This is a genomic window from Vibrio hannami, assembly GCF_029589055.1.
Lineage (GTDB): Bacteria > Pseudomonadota > Gammaproteobacteria > Enterobacterales > Vibrionaceae > Vibrio > Vibrio hannami.
Genome location: NZ_JARQZP010000007.1, coordinates 769,722 through 785,005, shown reverse-complemented (window position 1 = coordinate 785,005; position 15,284 = coordinate 769,722). Strand labels below are relative to the sequence as shown.

Here is a 15,284-nt window from a genome sequence, read left to right as displayed (position 1 = left end):
TTCATATTCTGGCAGAACCCTTTCTCAACCATTTACTCAATACAGCGTTAAAATGAAGAAGCTTGACGGGTTTAGACAAAAAGTCATCCATGCCGACCTCAAGACACTTCTTGCTCTCACCTACTAACGCATTTGCCGTAAGAGCGATTATCGGTATTCGGGTCCCAGGTTTTTCGTTGTTTCGAATTTCTGCGGCAAGTTGATAGCCATCTATTAGAGGCATATGGCAGTCGGTTAAAACAGCATCGAATTGTTGTGCCTCTGGATCATTCCAGGAACTGATCAAGGCCAACAGGGCTTCTTGTCCGTTATCAACCATGCTGTGCGATAGGTTGAAGTGATTTAACTGATTCGCAATAAGCTTTTGGTTCACCGGATTGTCTTCTGCAACAAGAATATGGAATTCGGACAAATCATCGGTGGCTAACGCTTGTGGTAATTCATGCTCGTCTGTTAACTCAGACCTTTCGGATTGAAGATGCACCTTAAGAGCCTGCATGAACAACGAAGATTTCAATGGATTGTTAACAACAAATGTCTGAGTCTCGGTCCACAGAGTACGATTTGGATGCAATACCAGAATTCGCGCTTCTAATCCGTTAAGCCAATCTTCAAGCTCTTTCTCTGTCTTGTGATTGAGCAACTCCAGAGCACTAAAGTCAATAATGAACAGTCCATGGTCAGCAGTGAACGTTGACAGCTTTTCCAATCCTTCACTCTCTGGAATAACAGCATAGTCAAGGTTAAGTTCATCAAGGTATCGGATAACGCAGTCTAAGGTTGGTGTGTGTGCCCCTACCGTATAGATAGGTAGGTTTCGGTTATTTCGCAGTTTCAGACTAGAACCCACTTTTGCCAGTTCCATAGTCAGAATAAATTTACTTCCAACATTGGGCTCACTCTCAACATCGAGTTTGATACTCATCAATTCACACAGTCGATGACAAATGGCTAGCCCCAGACCAGTCCCACCATACTCCCTTGTGGTTGAAACTTGCGCCTGAGTAAAGTGCTCAAATAGCCGCTCTTTAGTCTCCTCAGAGATTCCTATTCCCGAGTCAGATACTGCTATCGAGATCGATTGAGTCATACTGGTATCAGAGATAACATCAACTTCGATTGCAATATACCCTCGTTTTGTAAACTTAACGGCATTGCTTACCAGATTTCCTACTATCTGACGTAGCCGAACGTCATCAACCACCAATTGCTCTGAAAGCAGGGGCGAGATATATAGACGTATGTCGACACCAGACTTTTTAAGATTCGAGGTGTGCAATTGAGCAACCCCTTCTACAACACCACGTATTTTTGCTGCAACTGGCTCGATGTCCATCTTGCCAGCTTCAATTTTTGAGAAGTCGAGGATATCGTTAATGATAGAGAGCAGAGACTGGCTAGATTCATTAATGGTACTCATATACTCGCGCTGCTGAAAGTTCATATCCGTTAGGCTAAGCATCTCTATCGTACCCAACACACCGTTCAGCGGCGTTCTGATTTCGTGGCTCATGGTTGCCAGAAAGTCTGATTTTGCCTGCGTACTGGCTTCTGCCTGACTTTTTGCTATAGCAAGTTTTTGTTCATAACTCTTTTGCTGGCTTATATTGGTAGAAAGCCGAATCATTCCTTGGCATTTACCGGATTCTGAGACCAAGGGCACAAGTTGAGTCAGATAGTCATGTTTTCGCCCATTGTCGAGGGTCAGTGATTCTTCAAACTCCCTAAACTGACATGGTTCAACATTATCTTTATCACAATCACAGCGGTTTGGATGACAATCCAAATCTTGCCAGCCATCAACTCGCTGACAATAATTATTGGCAAGGATGACTTCTCTATCTGATGAGCGCACAAGAATCAAAGCATTGATCGAGTCAAGAATAGTGTTAAGCAACATCTGTTGCTGATCTTTTGCGTGCTCAGCTTCTTTCGTTCTATGGACATAGGTAGAAAGTACGTCCAACGCCCTCGCCATATCACCAATTTCATCATCTCGTTTCTGATCCAAAGGAATTGCATTTCTGCCCTGCACAATGTCCAGCATCGCAGTTGATGTTTGCCTGATTGGCCCGGCAATACGTTTACCAATAAACCCATAAACAATAATAAAAGAGAAAAGTAACGACCCTAGAGTAGACAAGACGATAGACATGCTGGCGTTTTGCGATCGCACATTCATCTCTGCTGCAGAATTGGAAATATCTTCCTTTATTTGTGTCACCAGTGCATGAGCTCGAGGTGATAAGTCTTCTGCACTGGCTAGGTGACTACGTAATTTCAGCTCAATCAAACCGGAAAAACGCAATTTACGACGTTTTAGTTGAAGCAAAGCCCTTTTACCTGCAACAAAGGGCAGCAGTTCTTTAAATGCGCCTTCCAGATTATCAGCTAAATGATGTTCTCCGATAATCGCGAAGTGATCATCTAGCAGATGTTTGAGTTCGGCTATTTGGAGCTGCAATTTAATCAACTCCTCGTCGGTTGTGGCAGAGATAACCCTCAACATAACCTGGTATAAAGAGTTGAGGTTATAGGTCACCTGGTTGAGCTGCGCCATAATTGGCATATCGTGGAAAACGTCCCTTACCTTTTTAACCTGAACCATAGATGACATGTAGAGTGGACTGTCTACTACACCTGCAGAATCAAAATAAGCCTGAATTTCATTAATCGTCTCAATAATCGCAGGCTCTAGTTTATCTAGCTTCAAGAGCAAAGCGTGTTCTTCTTCCAAAATCATATGCCGGGCATCCAGCAGCCCCTCTACCTCTGATATATCGGCTAAATAGAGGTCAATTCCCTTTGTAATTGAATCGGAATCTAGTTCCGCGTTTTTTAGTACTGGAACAGGGATGGCATTGATGTTTTCCCGTATCAGATTCCATTTGATCTTAAATCGGGCGGGTAACTGCGTAACGTTTTCCTGATCAAGGTTAGCCTTACTACGTATGATGTGATCAGCAGCAGTCTGGACATATAAAGCAGACTCAAGCATGCCAATTTTGTCACCGGTAAGGTCTTCTAAGTTATGGGATAGCCTATGAAGAGATTCATAATTAATATAAGCAACTATCGATGACACCAGCGTGATGGTGAGGAAACCGAATAACAGCTGATGCTGAACATTAATTTTCATTAGGATATGCTTCCAAAGGTGACAATATCATTGGGTGGCGTCCATAAAGGTTCTGGAGCGTACCAATTTTTTTGTTTAACTGAATTAAAGCAAACTCAGGCTTCAGACGTCGTGAAGCAACAGCATAACTTGCCTCTTTCAATTCGTTGTATATGTGCTGCATAGCAATACTGGTGTAATGCCCTTTGTTCTGGAGTTCTCCTCTCCAGCTCATCATCGCTTTGTGCACTTGGCTGAATGAACCACTTATTCTGTGCATTTTCTGTTTCTGGAAAACAGGTAAGGTCACCACATCACTGCGGCATGGCGAACCGGAGTAAACAGCACTCGCAAGCTGCCCTTCAAAAGATGTGATGTATCGCAATAACCAGTATGCACCTTCTGGGTTTGGTGCATCTATAGGAACAGACATGCCGTAAGCACCAAAATAAGGCTTTCCTAATGGTACATGCGAAGCTGCAATTTCGGCATTGGGAATTAGCTCTTCAACTTTAGCGTTCAGGCTCCATAGATTGTTGTATGCAAAAGGAAATAACGCAGTTTTACCTGTCGAAAATTGGATACTCGCCTCATTCCAGGAAGAGTTGATCGCTTGGGGTGGAGCATATTCAAGCAGTTTTAGATAGGTATCACTGGTCTGAATAAAGGCATCATTTTGGTTATTTACCTGGAATCCATTGATGTTACCGCTGTCAGCATCATAAATCGGAGACAACCAACTTCCATCAAACCCCCAAAGCAATGAGGAAAATTCGTCACCAATATGTGGCTCGTAACCTGCCATCAGAGAAACACCAAAAAAGTCTTCTGTTAACACTTCTCCCGCAAGCTTTTCCCCTTTAGAACGTGTAAAGAATTTTGCTACATCAATCAGCTGCTTTTTATTTGCCGGAGGAGCCAATATGTAACCGTACTGCGCTTCAAAGCTTGCCTGTTCATCAGGGTGGTTAAACAGATCTCTTCGGTAGTGACTGACCATGGTGTAGTTGGTATACGGCAAGGCATATAACTCACTGCGATAGGTTAATAATTCGACCAACGACGGATAGATATAGCTAATATGGTCAGCCAGATTGTTCGGTGTATCGAATGTTCTAGCCAAGGTGGCCATCGGTAATAACAAGCCCTGATCAGCCCAGCTACTAACCCAGGATCCTTCTACAGTAACGAGGTCGTATTTGCTTTCTAAATTCTGTAATGAGTTAAGCTGATATGCCCCCATCTGCTCTAGGGTCATTTCAACAATCTCGACCTTGATTCCTGTAAAGCGCTCGAAGTTAGGTACGACATAAGGGAGTAACAGGCTAGAGCCCAAACCTTTTTCGACAACTACCCGCAAAGGCTTTTTATTAGCGATTTCTGGTATATCTGATAGCTGAAATTGTGAGGGAACTGTTTGCAGTTGCTCCTGAACAAAATTATTGACGTTGATTGATTGAGATTTCACCGAACAAGGGGTGAAAGCCAACAGACAGCATACAATTCCTAGACAAAGGTATGGTTGAAAGATACTGTTACTACGCATAGTTTTTATGCCCTCAAAACTTCCTAATAATGTTGAGCTTTATTGTTGTATGTCCGCTATCTACTCTTTAAACGGCTGGGTTATTGACCTTGATACTGAGGTCATCGTCAAAGGTGATATCAGACATAAACTGAGTCACCGGGAAATCGCATTAACCCTTTACCTCTGTCAGCATGCTGGAGAGGTAGTCAAACACGCCGATTACGCTCAGGCGTGCTGGCCAAATCAAGTTGTCAGCTCTCAAGTTGTAAACAATATGGTGTCCAAAATACGCCGACTTTTTTGTCTAACAGAGCCGTATCAACTTGAGGCTATTCGAGGCACTGGCTATCGATTAGAAACAAGTCTGGTGTCTGTAATCCAGGATTCAGACATCAACCCGAATCAAGAAGACCAACCCTATACAGATACCCCTTCAAACGCTGTTCCGGATGTTGTGACTCAACCCTCTCTAAAGCATGACCGCCTAAGCGCTTCGAAAGTGCTCGTTCTTATATTGCTGTTTGCTCTTATCCTGTTTGATATCTCCGTGATTTCTACAAGCGATCAACCTGATATCGAATCTCTATGCCAAAGTAATTCCGAACTATGCGCTTCTCTAAACTAACCGTTATCACTCTTGTTGTTCTTGCCATGAACATTTCAGTGTTGCTATACAGCATCTATCGTTCCTGGACGGTGCAAGCTGTCGGTCAGATAGAAGTACAGTACCAACTTCCAAATGCTCAACGTGCCAAAGAAGTTCAGGACGTCACGATAGAAAATGGGATGATGCGCTCATTCTCTCGCTTCCCAGATCAACCTAACGTCGGTTTTTATTGCAATATGCACTTTCTCAAAGTGCCATTTAAATCATTACTTTTCGCCTATTATTCAAGCTGCGACTTAAGTGACGCGTCGCCCTCTCCGGATATCGACCAGGAACACTGGTTCAGTAACCTGGGCTACCTGCATTCCTCTGATATGTTCGCGCTCTATCAATACAAAACTTATCCAGATAAAGATAAGATTCTGCTTATCAGGCTAAGTCCTAATAATCAGGCTGCAATTTTTCACCTGGCAACAGGCAATGCGATTGATGCTCTTCGGTAGTGAATGGTTCAAAACCAGATTTTTCAGAGCCATTCTCACAACCATGCTTGCGTGGCTTAACAATACTTAACTTCCGTTTACTTTCTGCGACTTCGTTAAGGTGCTTTAGATTACATACATCAATTTTGCACCGCCCAAGTTTTATTAACTTGTTGAATTGAAAAACTTGCAATAATTCATTTATGCTTTGTCTGCGTAACCCTAATAAATCACTTAGTTGATTTTGAGAAATTGAAATGGTATTCGTTTTGTTTCTCTCACTTGAGCATAATGAACATAAAACATGTGCAAGAAGAGCAGTTTTATCTTTTTTTGCCAGAAAGCTACTATGTAGTAACCGCTGAGAACATTGATTACGACAGTTAGATAGCCACATGTTAACTTCCGGAACACCTTCAATTAGTTTTTTTATTTTCTCTCCTTCAAAAACCAATATTTCTGCGTCGTTTAAGGCGGCTATATTTAAAGGGTTATGTGGAAAAGAAGGCAATTCCGTTGTACACCACTGTCCGGATTGGACAACACTACCAATAATGCTTTCCATCTCTTCTGATGGAATAAATAAGTTTAGATAGCCTGACTGAACATAGATCACTGAATAGTCGAGCGAAGTACGATGAAATGACTGGTGTTCTTTTAGTTTTTGTACTTTCGCCAAAGCTATAAGTTTGTTTTTACTTTTTTGTGTTACAGAACAAGGCCAAACAATATCTGTACCAGAAGACTCACTATTGAACGTAGCCATAAAATCCTTTTTTCTACTGCTTTAAGGTAATACCAGCTTATTCCAGCTAACAATACGTCTCTCTAACCGAAGACTAATCGCTGACGAATCACTAGCTAACCAATGTTTATATTGTTGTATTTATTTCTTTTTTTCTAAACCAGTCACTGAGTAATCTCCAAGCCAACTGATAAACTGCCGAGGAGGTAATGCTTGTGAGTAAAGGAAACCTTGAGCCAAATCACACTTGTGCTCACGTAGAAACGCTTCAACACCTACGGTTTCTACACCCTCAGCGACCACTTTTATATCCAGTTGTTTACAGAGTGTGATGGCACATAATGCAGCAGCTTTGCATTTGATGTCTGTTAGGCTTTGTTGAATAAAGTACTGATCTATTTTCAACTCATTAATGGGAATAGAGGTCATTTGAAGAAGTGAAGCATGGCCCGTCCCAAAATCATCTAAAGAGATATTAATCCCGTTGATTCTTAGCCTATTTAACGTATCGAGCATTTTCCCGAGATGAGGACTAAGCTCATTTTCCGTCACTTCTATTGTTAGCAAACTTGGTGGAAACCCTGTTTTACTGATTATCGACAAACATGTGTCTACAAAATTAATATCCGTTAGTTCTGTAGGTGCTATATTTACAGATAGTCCAACGTTGTATCCCTGCTTATACCAGATACTTGCGTATTCAGTAGACCGACTAAGAATCGCTACATTTAATTTATCATTAAGATCGTACTCTTTAATTTTAGGCAGAAATAGATTCGGAGCTATTATTCCTTTACTAGGATGAACCCACCTAGCTAGTACTTCCGAGCTGACTACTTTTCTAGTCGAAATATCTATTTGGGGCTGAAAGAAAGGCTGTATTTCTCCATTTTCTAAGGCGGAAATAATTTCCGTTTTTGTTGGGGTAAACTGGTTATTCTTCCAAGCAGAGTGTTGCTTACTCAGATGGCGTTGCGCCTGTTCCAAAGCGCTCGCGACATCAGACCGAATCAAAGGCTTTGACAGGCTTATCGCCTTACTCATTCCATATGAGTATGTCATTTCCCGAACAGAACTAATTACTTCCGGAGCGGCGGCACTGACCAAAATTACCACCGGATCGAGGTTTTTGTCTGCCAGAGCTCTAAGGAGTTCAACGCCATCAAGGTTAGGCATGCTAATGTCACAGATAATGACATCAATTGACTCTAGTTGAGTTACTTGTTCAAGTGCATCAATTCCATCTACCGCAACCGTGATGTTTGCTTTAGTAACGCTGCCTACTATTTTTTTTACAAACAAACGCTGAAAAGGCTCATCCTCAACAATCATTATCTGTTTGATTTTATCCATGCCCAATCACCTCAACTGCAGAATGGAAGCGCGTAGACGATGCCTGCTCGCTACCATGACATCTTTGCCGGAGGTCAAAAGCCTGATTCAGCATCGAACACTCCAGAATTGCTTTTGGTGCGATTTGAAAGACCGGGCTATCGTCTACTATCATAATCGGACGTTTATCGTTAAACGCCACTATTTCAGTGCTCATACTGCCTCAATCCTGACTCCTCATAATCACTTTAACCCAGCTAGATATAGTATTCCGTCCGGTTTCGGACAGAAGGAATAGATAAAAGACATTACTATGAGTCCAACAGTGTATTCAGGAACAAAGCAAAATGCGCAAGTGTTTGATTCTTCTCCTCTCTTGCTTAAGCTTGGTGATGCCTGCTCAGGCGAGCCAAGGGGAAGGCAGCAACATAAACTCTGCTATCGAACCATATAAATCTAAAACCTTGTTACTTGGTATTCCCGCATTTGATTACAGTTACTCATGGGCTCGCGATTATTTGGGAATGGTAAACGCGGTAAAAGAGTTCTGGCGTATATGGGCAGATAAAAAAGGAGTTCTGATTAAATTTGTTGATGTAGAACCAAGCCTTGGTACAACAGCTATTGACGCTAATCAAGTAGATCTTGTTTTAGCTGTGATGCACCCAAGACACCCTAAAGGCGACTACGTGTTTAGCCTTCCCTACATCGCGATAGCACCGACACTGTACTTTCGCAAAGAGAAAACAACACATCTGTCTCAGCTACCAACTGTATTAGATATTAGTGCTTCTGGGGCCGCGGATCGATTAATGATCGATCATGAAGTGATTGATATTTCAGAGTATTCTATTTCTGATGTCCTGCTTTCCGGTGCTAAACCAGATGCTATTTTAAGTCTTTCTGAGAGCGAACTGGACTATACGCTGTCTCAATTGATTATTCATGACCAATACCAGAAGTACACTGCTCCCTTACCGAAGGCACTTTTCCGGGTAGCTGGGGAAAAACAACATACCGCATTGATAAAAGAGATAAACCATGACTTCAGAACCATAATGAAGCCAGTAGCGAAGCGTCTAACAGATAAATTCTTCTTAACAGACACGCTTGAGTTCGCAATCAGTGACCTAGCAAGCCATATTCCTGAAGAGCAATCCGAATACTTGTTACACAACCCTATCGCTAATATCGCGTTAGATAAAGGGATAGAGCAACCTCCATATACTGTTTCCGAAAAATGGAATTATTCTGGTATCTCAATAGATTTTCTTACTCAACTTTCACAAGCGACTGGAGTAGAACTTGTTGCCGAGCATGTAGATAGGTTTCCATCCAGTATCGAAAGTCTTGCTAAGGGCGAAACTACTATTATGCCTTCACTTTACCGAACAGAAGAGCGCGAGCGGAAAGTTAACTATCTGGCTAGGGTTGACCAGGGAAAATCTAAGATGGTTGTGAATAAAAGCATCGGATTGGATAGCAATGAAGCATTACAAGACTTAACCAACCACACTCTTGCAATAGTAGACAACTATGCCGAAACGGAGTATTTGCTACGATATTTTCCAAGGACGGAAGTAATCTCCTTCCCAACCGTAGAATCCGCTTTACATGCTGTCGACTCAGGGATGGCCGACGCCTACATTGGTCAAGCAACCAATATAACAGTATGGAGAAGTCTTCGTCACTACAACAACATTACCGAAGCAAAAATCGATTTACCGGAAGAGTTTGATCGAATGTTTGATATATACATCGTGATGTCACCAAAGTATCCGGTACTTTTCGATATTTTCAGTAACGCGGTATCATCATTTGACGCTGATTTCACCTCAATGATTAAAGAGCACTGGGTACATAAAATCACTCAACGTTCAGCTCATGAAGAGCATTTCCATACAATCTGGGAACAGCAAAACCAAAACAAATACTTAGTAACTTCATTTAGTGTCGTTATTTTTACGCTACTGTTTCTTTTGGGTCGGTCTTATTTCAGCAACAAGAAACTTCAAAGACATATCATCAACACGGAACAAAAATGGGTATCAGAAAGCGATAAAAGCCAGCGACAGTTTTTAGCTAAGATGAGTCACGAAATCAGAACACCAATGAATGGTGTATTAGGCATGTCCGAGAGTCTCTCCTTTACCGCGCTAAACAATGAACAACGTGAGTTCGTTAGCGTTCTGAACCGGGAAGCTAATAATCTGATGTCATTTATCAATGAGCTGATCGATCTAAGTCATTTAGATCAGCCAGAATTTGAGTTCGAAAAATCGAGCATGCGGCTTGATAACCTAGTCACTGCGTGCTTCGAAGGTCTTGCCCCTAGAGCTCACAACAAAGGACTGGATTATAGGCTCACCCTATCTAAAGAGATAGAAAAACAGTTTTATAACGCTGACAAAGTAAGAGTTATCCAGCTAATCAATAACCTATTAAGCAACGCCATCAAGTATACGTCATCTGGCTTTGTAGAAATGAACGTTAGTATCATAGAAAAAACCGAAGAGACACATTTGGTCCTAATTGAAGTCAACGATAGTGGCATCGGTATAGAGCCGGATATGCAAGAGCAAATCTTTCAACCTTTTAGCCAATCCGAAGAAGGAACTGAGCGTGTCCATGATGGCGGGGGAATTGGCCTTTCTATCTGCAAACTAATCGCAGAAAAAATGAATGGAAAAGTTACGGTTAGCTCTATAGTGGGTGAAGGCAGCTTATTTAGTATTCAGCTCCCTCTAATCAAATATGACAAAAACACAGTATTTGATACCCCTCCTGACTTCAGCCATATCAGAACACTTGTAGTTGAAGATAACCTGATGAATCAAAAGGTGTTGTTACAACAGTTGTCTAGGACAGGGGTCGAAGCTGAGTTAGCGGAAAATGGGGCTGAAGCACTTGATATTATTAATACTGTTGGTTTGAATTCTTTTGACCTAATCTTGTCTGACTGTCATATGCCAGTGATGGATGGTTTTCAGTTTGTTGAACGGGCTAATAAAATGCGAGGGACAAATACCCTACCTTTGCTTTTCGCAGTTACCGCAGATTCCCTGGCTGCAGCGGAACACAGATGCCAGGCTGCTGGCTTTGACAATGTGTTATTAAAACCATGTAGCGAGTTAAAATTATTGGGCATACTGGAAGAGTGCGACAACATACTATTGCAAAGTCAGACTCAACATTCCAACGCCAGTACCAAATATTTCCCCCAAGAGTCAAGTCTACACCCCCTCCCACCTTCTAGTGTATTGGCAGATATTGTCGATTTAGTTGAGCCTGCGCAAGAACAAGAAATTACTGTTCCCGAGCTTTCTGAAGTCGAAGAGGAATTACTAGCTCTTACTCAGCAAGAGCATGATGTACTTAGAGATTTTGATATCCTCCAATACAGCGATAAAGAAAACTACTTCAGTAGAGAAGAAGTTCTTGAGCTCTCAATGGGCTCAATTCCAGTATTAACGGAAATTCTTAATGCATTTGTGCAGTCTGCACAGTTAGATATGGACAGAGTTCAGGACGCATATCAAAATCGTCAGTGGAAAGAAGTTAAAGATACCATTCATCGAATCAAAGGAAGCGTCAGCTACCTAGGTGCACACGAAATAGCAGAACATGCGCTGCATATTGAGCGGTTAGCAGAAAATAAATCTGTAGAACTTGATACGCATATACCCGCTTTTAATTTTGCTATGACCTTACTTGTTGAGGAGGTGAAAGAGTGGATATCTCAACAAACAGAATCATAGATTTCTTTACAGGCAAAAGCTTCGGTAAAGTTGAATCGCGCGCCCTTGGATACGCTGTATTGCTGATGTTAACCACACTTGTGATTATCATATCCTGCATATACTCGCTGTTAATACATGAACAACGAGTAAAAAAAGAGCAAGTAGAAGAAAATGTATTAACTACTATTTCGAATGCATTCTACGCCGAGTCAGATAATTTGCATTATGCTCTGACCCAAAGTCATTCTAGATTGATAAATTTAAAACCACACGAGTGGAACAACTACGGTGTTGCAAATAGTGTCTTGAGTTACACAGCTGAAGATGTTCTGCCCATTGAGTTTACTGTAGTAGATAGCAAGTTCCATACTATCTGGCAAAGCAAAGAAAGAAGCAACAAGGCATCTGTTAGTGCGCGAACAGCATTGATTGATTACCTAAAAAAACATATGGATAGCCAACAAAAATGTGGATACATCGGAAACGTTAACAATATTTATTCCTTCTGCGTCAAGGAAATCTACGCCTCGCGAAATATAATAAAAGGCTACTCACTCGCACTGTTGCCAAAACCCAAAAACATTCTTGAACAGCAAAATGTGATCGTCACCATAACGTTTAAGGGCATCGGTGATCAGTATGAGGTAATTCCGGTTCTGAATAAAATCAGTTACCAACTCCTTGCACGAAGTTCGCAGGATAAAAACATTTGGCTCAGCCATTTTCAACTTACAACGGATAAAGTAACGAACATCGTATTTAAGATGCGTTATCTCGTCACACCTATGGCCTTTGACCGTATCTATACCACCATAGTTATATTCCTAGCTTGTTCCTTTATATGGTTACTGTATCTGCGTTTTTCTTTCCGCACCTTGATTACAAATCCGTTAAGAACTACAGCAAATGCAGTGATGAAACCCCATCGTTGGCACGAAGAAACAGTCTCAAATATTGATAGCGCTAATATTGGAGACATTTGTGTGACCCTTACTTCGGTTATGAAGAGAAGAAGAGATGAGCTATCCATTTTACATGGATTGACTAACGCGATGATGAACATCGTTGGGAACATCGTCTTTGTTGTTAAGCCAGATGGTTCGGTGATTAACTCTAGTCAAGCTGCTATCGATTGGCTTGGATATACAGAAGGTGACGTAAACAACTCTAACTTGAGATTTTTGGTCTCTCTACGCGATGAAAGTAACAACAAGTCTATAAATTCTATTCTCACTGACACATTTAAAGGTGGTGGCGTAGTAGAGGAAAAAGGGGAAATAAAAATTCGCAACCGAGACGCTCAATTAGCTACGGTCACCGCTTCTTGTTTTACCGATAAAGATGGCCCGGCAAAACGTGCGGTGGTTATTATTAAACTAGATACTCCTGCATAATTATTAGCGTACTTTGGCTTCTAATATCCTGGAGTAGTGCTGACCGATTGTATGACGACGGGAATATGAAAATGCGACCACCAATCCCACGTGTGATGGCCGCATTAACATATATAATATTTTCGTCTCTAACGACTGTCCTCAGCGAGCCATATTTTACCTTGCCCTCCATCCAAGGTTATTGACTCCCCATCTTTGCAACGCAGCAAGATATCTTCAATACCTGTTACAGCAGGAATACCAAGCGAACGTGCAATAATGGCGCTGTGAGAAGTGGCTCCCCCTTTTCAAGGCAAATGCCTTTAATGATCTCCGGATCAAATTGCGCAGTATCCGAAGGATAGAGTTCCGTGGCCGCCACGATTACTGGCTTATCATAGACAACCTGACTAACCACTTGACCTGTCATTAGCCTCAACACACGCCTGCCAATATCACAGATATCGTTTGCACGTTCAGAAAGGTAGGTGTCGGGGATCATTCGATAGGCTTGTGCCATTTCTTCTATTTCCTCTGCCCACGCTTGCTCTGCAATTATCTGCTTCGCTATTATTGAATCCTGCACCGTATCTCTTAACTCTGGATCAGAGAGCATTTCCTGATGAGCTCTGAAAATATCCGCTTCTGAATCTGATGCTTTTTTCAGTATCTCGGCAACCAGCTCTGTTAACTCTTTATCGGCCTGTGTCAACGCTGCTTCTAACCTGTGTAGCTCTTCAACTTCAGAAGAAAAAATTCTTTCAGGGAAGCTTAAGCCGTTTGAGTTAAGAAACTTAACCGGAGCAACTGAGATACCATCTGATACCGCAATACCCTGAATAGAGCCATCATTTTCCGGACTAGCTTCAGGCTTTTTATCCTCTACTGCTGCCACATTATTGGTTTCAGTATCGATATCATCACCGAAGTGATTCTTTGCCAGCTCAGAAAAAGCGTCGATTGCATCGGAGGCGTCATCGCCCCTTGCGATACAGGTTATTGTGTCTTCCTTCTTCACTCCAAGCAGAGTGATATTGTTCATACTCTTGGCACTAACCTGCTTATCGCCTTTAATCAGCCACATCTCTGAAACAAATTTAGTAGCAACCGAAACAATGGCTGAAGCAGGTCTTGCATGAATTCCATTTGGATTTTCGATTACCCAGCTAAAAGTATGGTCACTGTCTAACTCGACTTCAGACGTTAATTCATCTGATCCTTTGGATACTGGTAAAGCGTCTGATTGTTCCAGTGTCTCGTATTTTGCGAATATCGCCGAGTGTGTTTCTTTTAGCACCTCTTCCATCGGCATTCCGCCCGCAGCCGATACTGCTGCTGCCATCGTGCCTTCTATCAGCGGTGCGGCACAAACATGAACCGACTCTGCCATATCTGGGTCAATCAATTCCAGCGCCATATCGGTATTTAGGATAGCACTTCCCATGTCCACCAGAACTAACACTCCTTCTGGTGTAAAGACTTCTTCAATCGCTGACATAACGGCGATCGGGTCTGTTCCAATCGGATTATCCGGGTCGTCAATGCCCGCCGCTATCGCCATTTTCACCTTGCCCTGAGACATCTGAGAAGCAAGCTCAAACACCCCTTCAGCCAGGCGTTTACTGTGCGAAACTATTACTAAACTTACCATCTTAACTACCTATACAGAGGTGGCTTTCGCCACCTCACGCTTAGTTACAAACGCATTTGCTATTTACTTCGCCACTTTATGACTTAACGACCTTGCAAAAGGTATCAAACATTAGGTATGCCGATGTTGCACCAGGATCCTGATGACCCGCAGAACGCTCACCCAGATAGCTGGCACGCCCTTTTTTAGCAATCATAGGAATAGTTCCTTTCATCGCTTCTTCTCCGGCGCTCGCCGCTTTTGCTAACGCATCAGTCAACTCGTCATCCTGAGAGGCTTTAAGGGTTGTTACGATAGCACTCATGGTATCTACCATGGTCTTATCACCTATCTCAGCTTTTCCGCGTTGAACAACACCTTCCATTGCATCACTGAACATTTTCTCTACTTCAGCCAGAGTAAGTTCTTCCTTCGCCATTACGCTAGTAGCAGCACGGATAAAGAAAGTGCCATATAGCGGGCCACTTGCCCCACCTATACTGGAAAGAAGTGTCATGCCTGTCGTTTTGAGGATATTGCCAATACTCTTATCCGCAACGCTTGGTAGTTTTTCCATTACCTTACGGAAACCACGGTTCATATTTAAGCCGTGGTCAGCATCACCAATTTCACGGTCCAGGTCGGTTAAAAAGTCTTGATTCTGTTCGAAAACAGCAGCTGACGCTTCTAGCCAGGCAACAATATGCGCTTTTGTAACTATCATTTTTT

At 42.2% G+C, this 15,284-nt stretch carries 12 protein-coding genes; 4 read left to right on the top strand and 8 right to left on the bottom strand.

Annotation, left to right across the window (positions count from 1 at the left end; genetic code table 11):
- Position 1 precedes the first annotated feature (1 nt).
- Together P7F88_RS18005 and P7F88_RS18000 are read right to left on the bottom strand one after the other, a co-directional pair.
- Positions 2–3,139 (bottom strand): hybrid sensor histidine kinase/response regulator, encoded by a 3,138-nt coding sequence (locus P7F88_RS18005; RefSeq protein WP_277826955.1) that lies wholly within the window; start codon positions 3,137–3,139, stop codon positions 2–4.
- Positions 3,129–4,607, bottom strand: a complete 1,479-nt coding sequence (locus tag P7F88_RS18000; RefSeq protein ID WP_277826953.1) for an extracellular solute-binding protein — start codon at positions 4,605–4,607, stop codon at positions 3,129–3,131. Before P7F88_RS18000 ends, P7F88_RS18005 begins: the two co-directional genes overlap by 11 nt.
- A 64-nt stretch (positions 4,608–4,671) precedes the next feature.
- On the opposite strand from P7F88_RS18000, the gene P7F88_RS17995 reads away from it, so the two are divergent.
- Together P7F88_RS17995 and P7F88_RS17990 are read left to right on the top strand one after the other, a co-directional pair.
- Entirely contained in the window at positions 4,672–5,271 is a 600-nt protein-coding gene (locus tag P7F88_RS17995; protein ID WP_277826951.1) for a winged helix-turn-helix domain-containing protein, read from the top strand.
- The gene (locus tag P7F88_RS17990) at positions 5,253–5,756 is read left to right on the top strand and encodes a hypothetical protein (protein ID WP_277826949.1); all 504 of its coding nucleotides are present in this window, start codon (positions 5,253–5,255) and stop codon (positions 5,754–5,756) included. Before P7F88_RS17995 ends, P7F88_RS17990 begins: the two co-directional genes overlap by 19 nt.
- Here P7F88_RS17990 and P7F88_RS17985 read toward each other — a convergent pair.
- The 3 genes from P7F88_RS17985 to P7F88_RS17975 form a co-directional block, all read right to left on the bottom strand.
- On the bottom strand, positions 5,695–6,501 hold the full coding sequence (locus tag P7F88_RS17985; RefSeq protein ID WP_277826947.1) for a Crp/Fnr family transcriptional regulator: 807 nt from the start codon (positions 6,499–6,501) through the stop codon (positions 5,695–5,697). The genes P7F88_RS17990 and P7F88_RS17985 overlap by 62 nt on opposite strands.
- A 120-nt stretch (positions 6,502–6,621) precedes the next feature.
- Entirely contained in the window at positions 6,622–7,833 is a 1,212-nt protein-coding gene (locus tag P7F88_RS17980) for an EAL domain-containing response regulator (protein WP_277826945.1), read from the bottom strand.
- Positions 7,826–8,029 (bottom strand): hypothetical protein, encoded by a 204-nt coding sequence (locus P7F88_RS17975; protein WP_277826943.1) that lies wholly within the window; start codon positions 8,027–8,029, stop codon positions 7,826–7,828. The genes P7F88_RS17980 and P7F88_RS17975 overlap by 8 nt, the downstream gene beginning before the upstream one ends.
- 130 nt (positions 8,030–8,159) lie before the next feature.
- On the opposite strand from P7F88_RS17975, the gene P7F88_RS17970 reads away from it, so the two are divergent.
- Positions 8,160–11,570 carry an ATP-binding protein gene (locus tag P7F88_RS17970; protein WP_277826941.1) on the top strand — a complete coding sequence of 1,137 codons (3,411 nt, stop codon included), beginning with the start codon at positions 8,160–8,162 and terminating at the stop codon, positions 11,568–11,570.
- Complete coding sequence (locus P7F88_RS17965) at positions 11,543–12,946, top strand: PAS domain-containing protein (RefSeq protein WP_277826939.1); 1,404 nt, start codon at positions 11,543–11,545, stop codon at positions 12,944–12,946. The genes P7F88_RS17970 and P7F88_RS17965 overlap by 28 nt, the downstream gene beginning before the upstream one ends.
- A gap of 128 nt (positions 12,947–13,074) precedes the next feature.
- Here the strand turns inward: P7F88_RS17965 and P7F88_RS26480 are convergent, their stop codons facing one another.
- The 3 genes from P7F88_RS26480 to dhaL form a co-directional block, all read right to left on the bottom strand.
- Positions 13,075–13,185, bottom strand: a complete 111-nt coding sequence (locus P7F88_RS26480) for a hypothetical protein (RefSeq protein WP_422128564.1) — start codon at positions 13,183–13,185, stop codon at positions 13,075–13,077.
- The gene (gene dhaM, locus P7F88_RS17960) at positions 13,173–14,576 is read right to left on the bottom strand and encodes a dihydroxyacetone kinase phosphoryl donor subunit DhaM (protein ID WP_277826937.1); all 1,404 of its coding nucleotides are present in this window, start codon (positions 14,574–14,576) and stop codon (positions 13,173–13,175) included. The genes P7F88_RS26480 and dhaM overlap by 13 nt, the downstream gene beginning before the upstream one ends.
- A 76-nt stretch (positions 14,577–14,652) precedes the next feature.
- Positions 14,653–15,279: a dihydroxyacetone kinase subunit DhaL gene (dhaL, locus tag P7F88_RS17955; protein WP_277826935.1), complete on the bottom strand. Its 627-nt coding sequence runs from the start codon at positions 15,277–15,279 to the stop codon at positions 14,653–14,655.
- Between the last annotated feature and the right edge of the window lie 5 nt (positions 15,280–15,284).

What these genes read in the sequence shown, in the direction of transcription:
- P7F88_RS18005 (WP_277826955.1), bottom strand. Translation starts at nt 3,139, where the DNA reads ATGAAAATTAATGTTCAGCATCAGCTGTTATTCGGTTTCCTCACCATC.
- P7F88_RS17995 (WP_277826951.1), top strand. Translation starts at nt 4,672, where the DNA reads ATGCCCTCAAAACTTCCTAATAATGTTGAGCTTTATTGTTGTATGTCC.
- P7F88_RS17990 (WP_277826949.1), top strand. Translation starts at nt 5,253, where the DNA reads ATGCGCTTCTCTAAACTAACCGTTATCACTCTTGTTGTTCTTGCCATG.
- P7F88_RS17985 (WP_277826947.1), bottom strand. Translation starts at nt 6,501, where the DNA reads ATGGCTACGTTCAATAGTGAGTCTTCTGGTACAGATATTGTTTGGCCT.
- P7F88_RS17980 (WP_277826945.1), bottom strand. Translation starts at nt 7,833, where the DNA reads ATGGATAAAATCAAACAGATAATGATTGTTGAGGATGAGCCTTTTCAG.
- P7F88_RS17975 (WP_277826943.1), bottom strand. Translation starts at nt 8,029, where the DNA reads ATGAGCACTGAAATAGTGGCGTTTAACGATAAACGTCCGATTATGATA.
- P7F88_RS17970 (WP_277826941.1), top strand. Translation starts at nt 8,160, where the DNA reads ATGCGCAAGTGTTTGATTCTTCTCCTCTCTTGCTTAAGCTTGGTGATG.
- dhaM (WP_277826937.1), bottom strand. Translation starts at nt 14,576, where the DNA reads ATGGTAAGTTTAGTAATAGTTTCGCACAGTAAACGCCTGGCTGAAGGG.
- dhaL (WP_277826935.1), bottom strand. Translation starts at nt 15,279, where the DNA reads ATGATAGTTACAAAAGCGCATATTGTTGCCTGGCTAGAAGCGTCAGCT.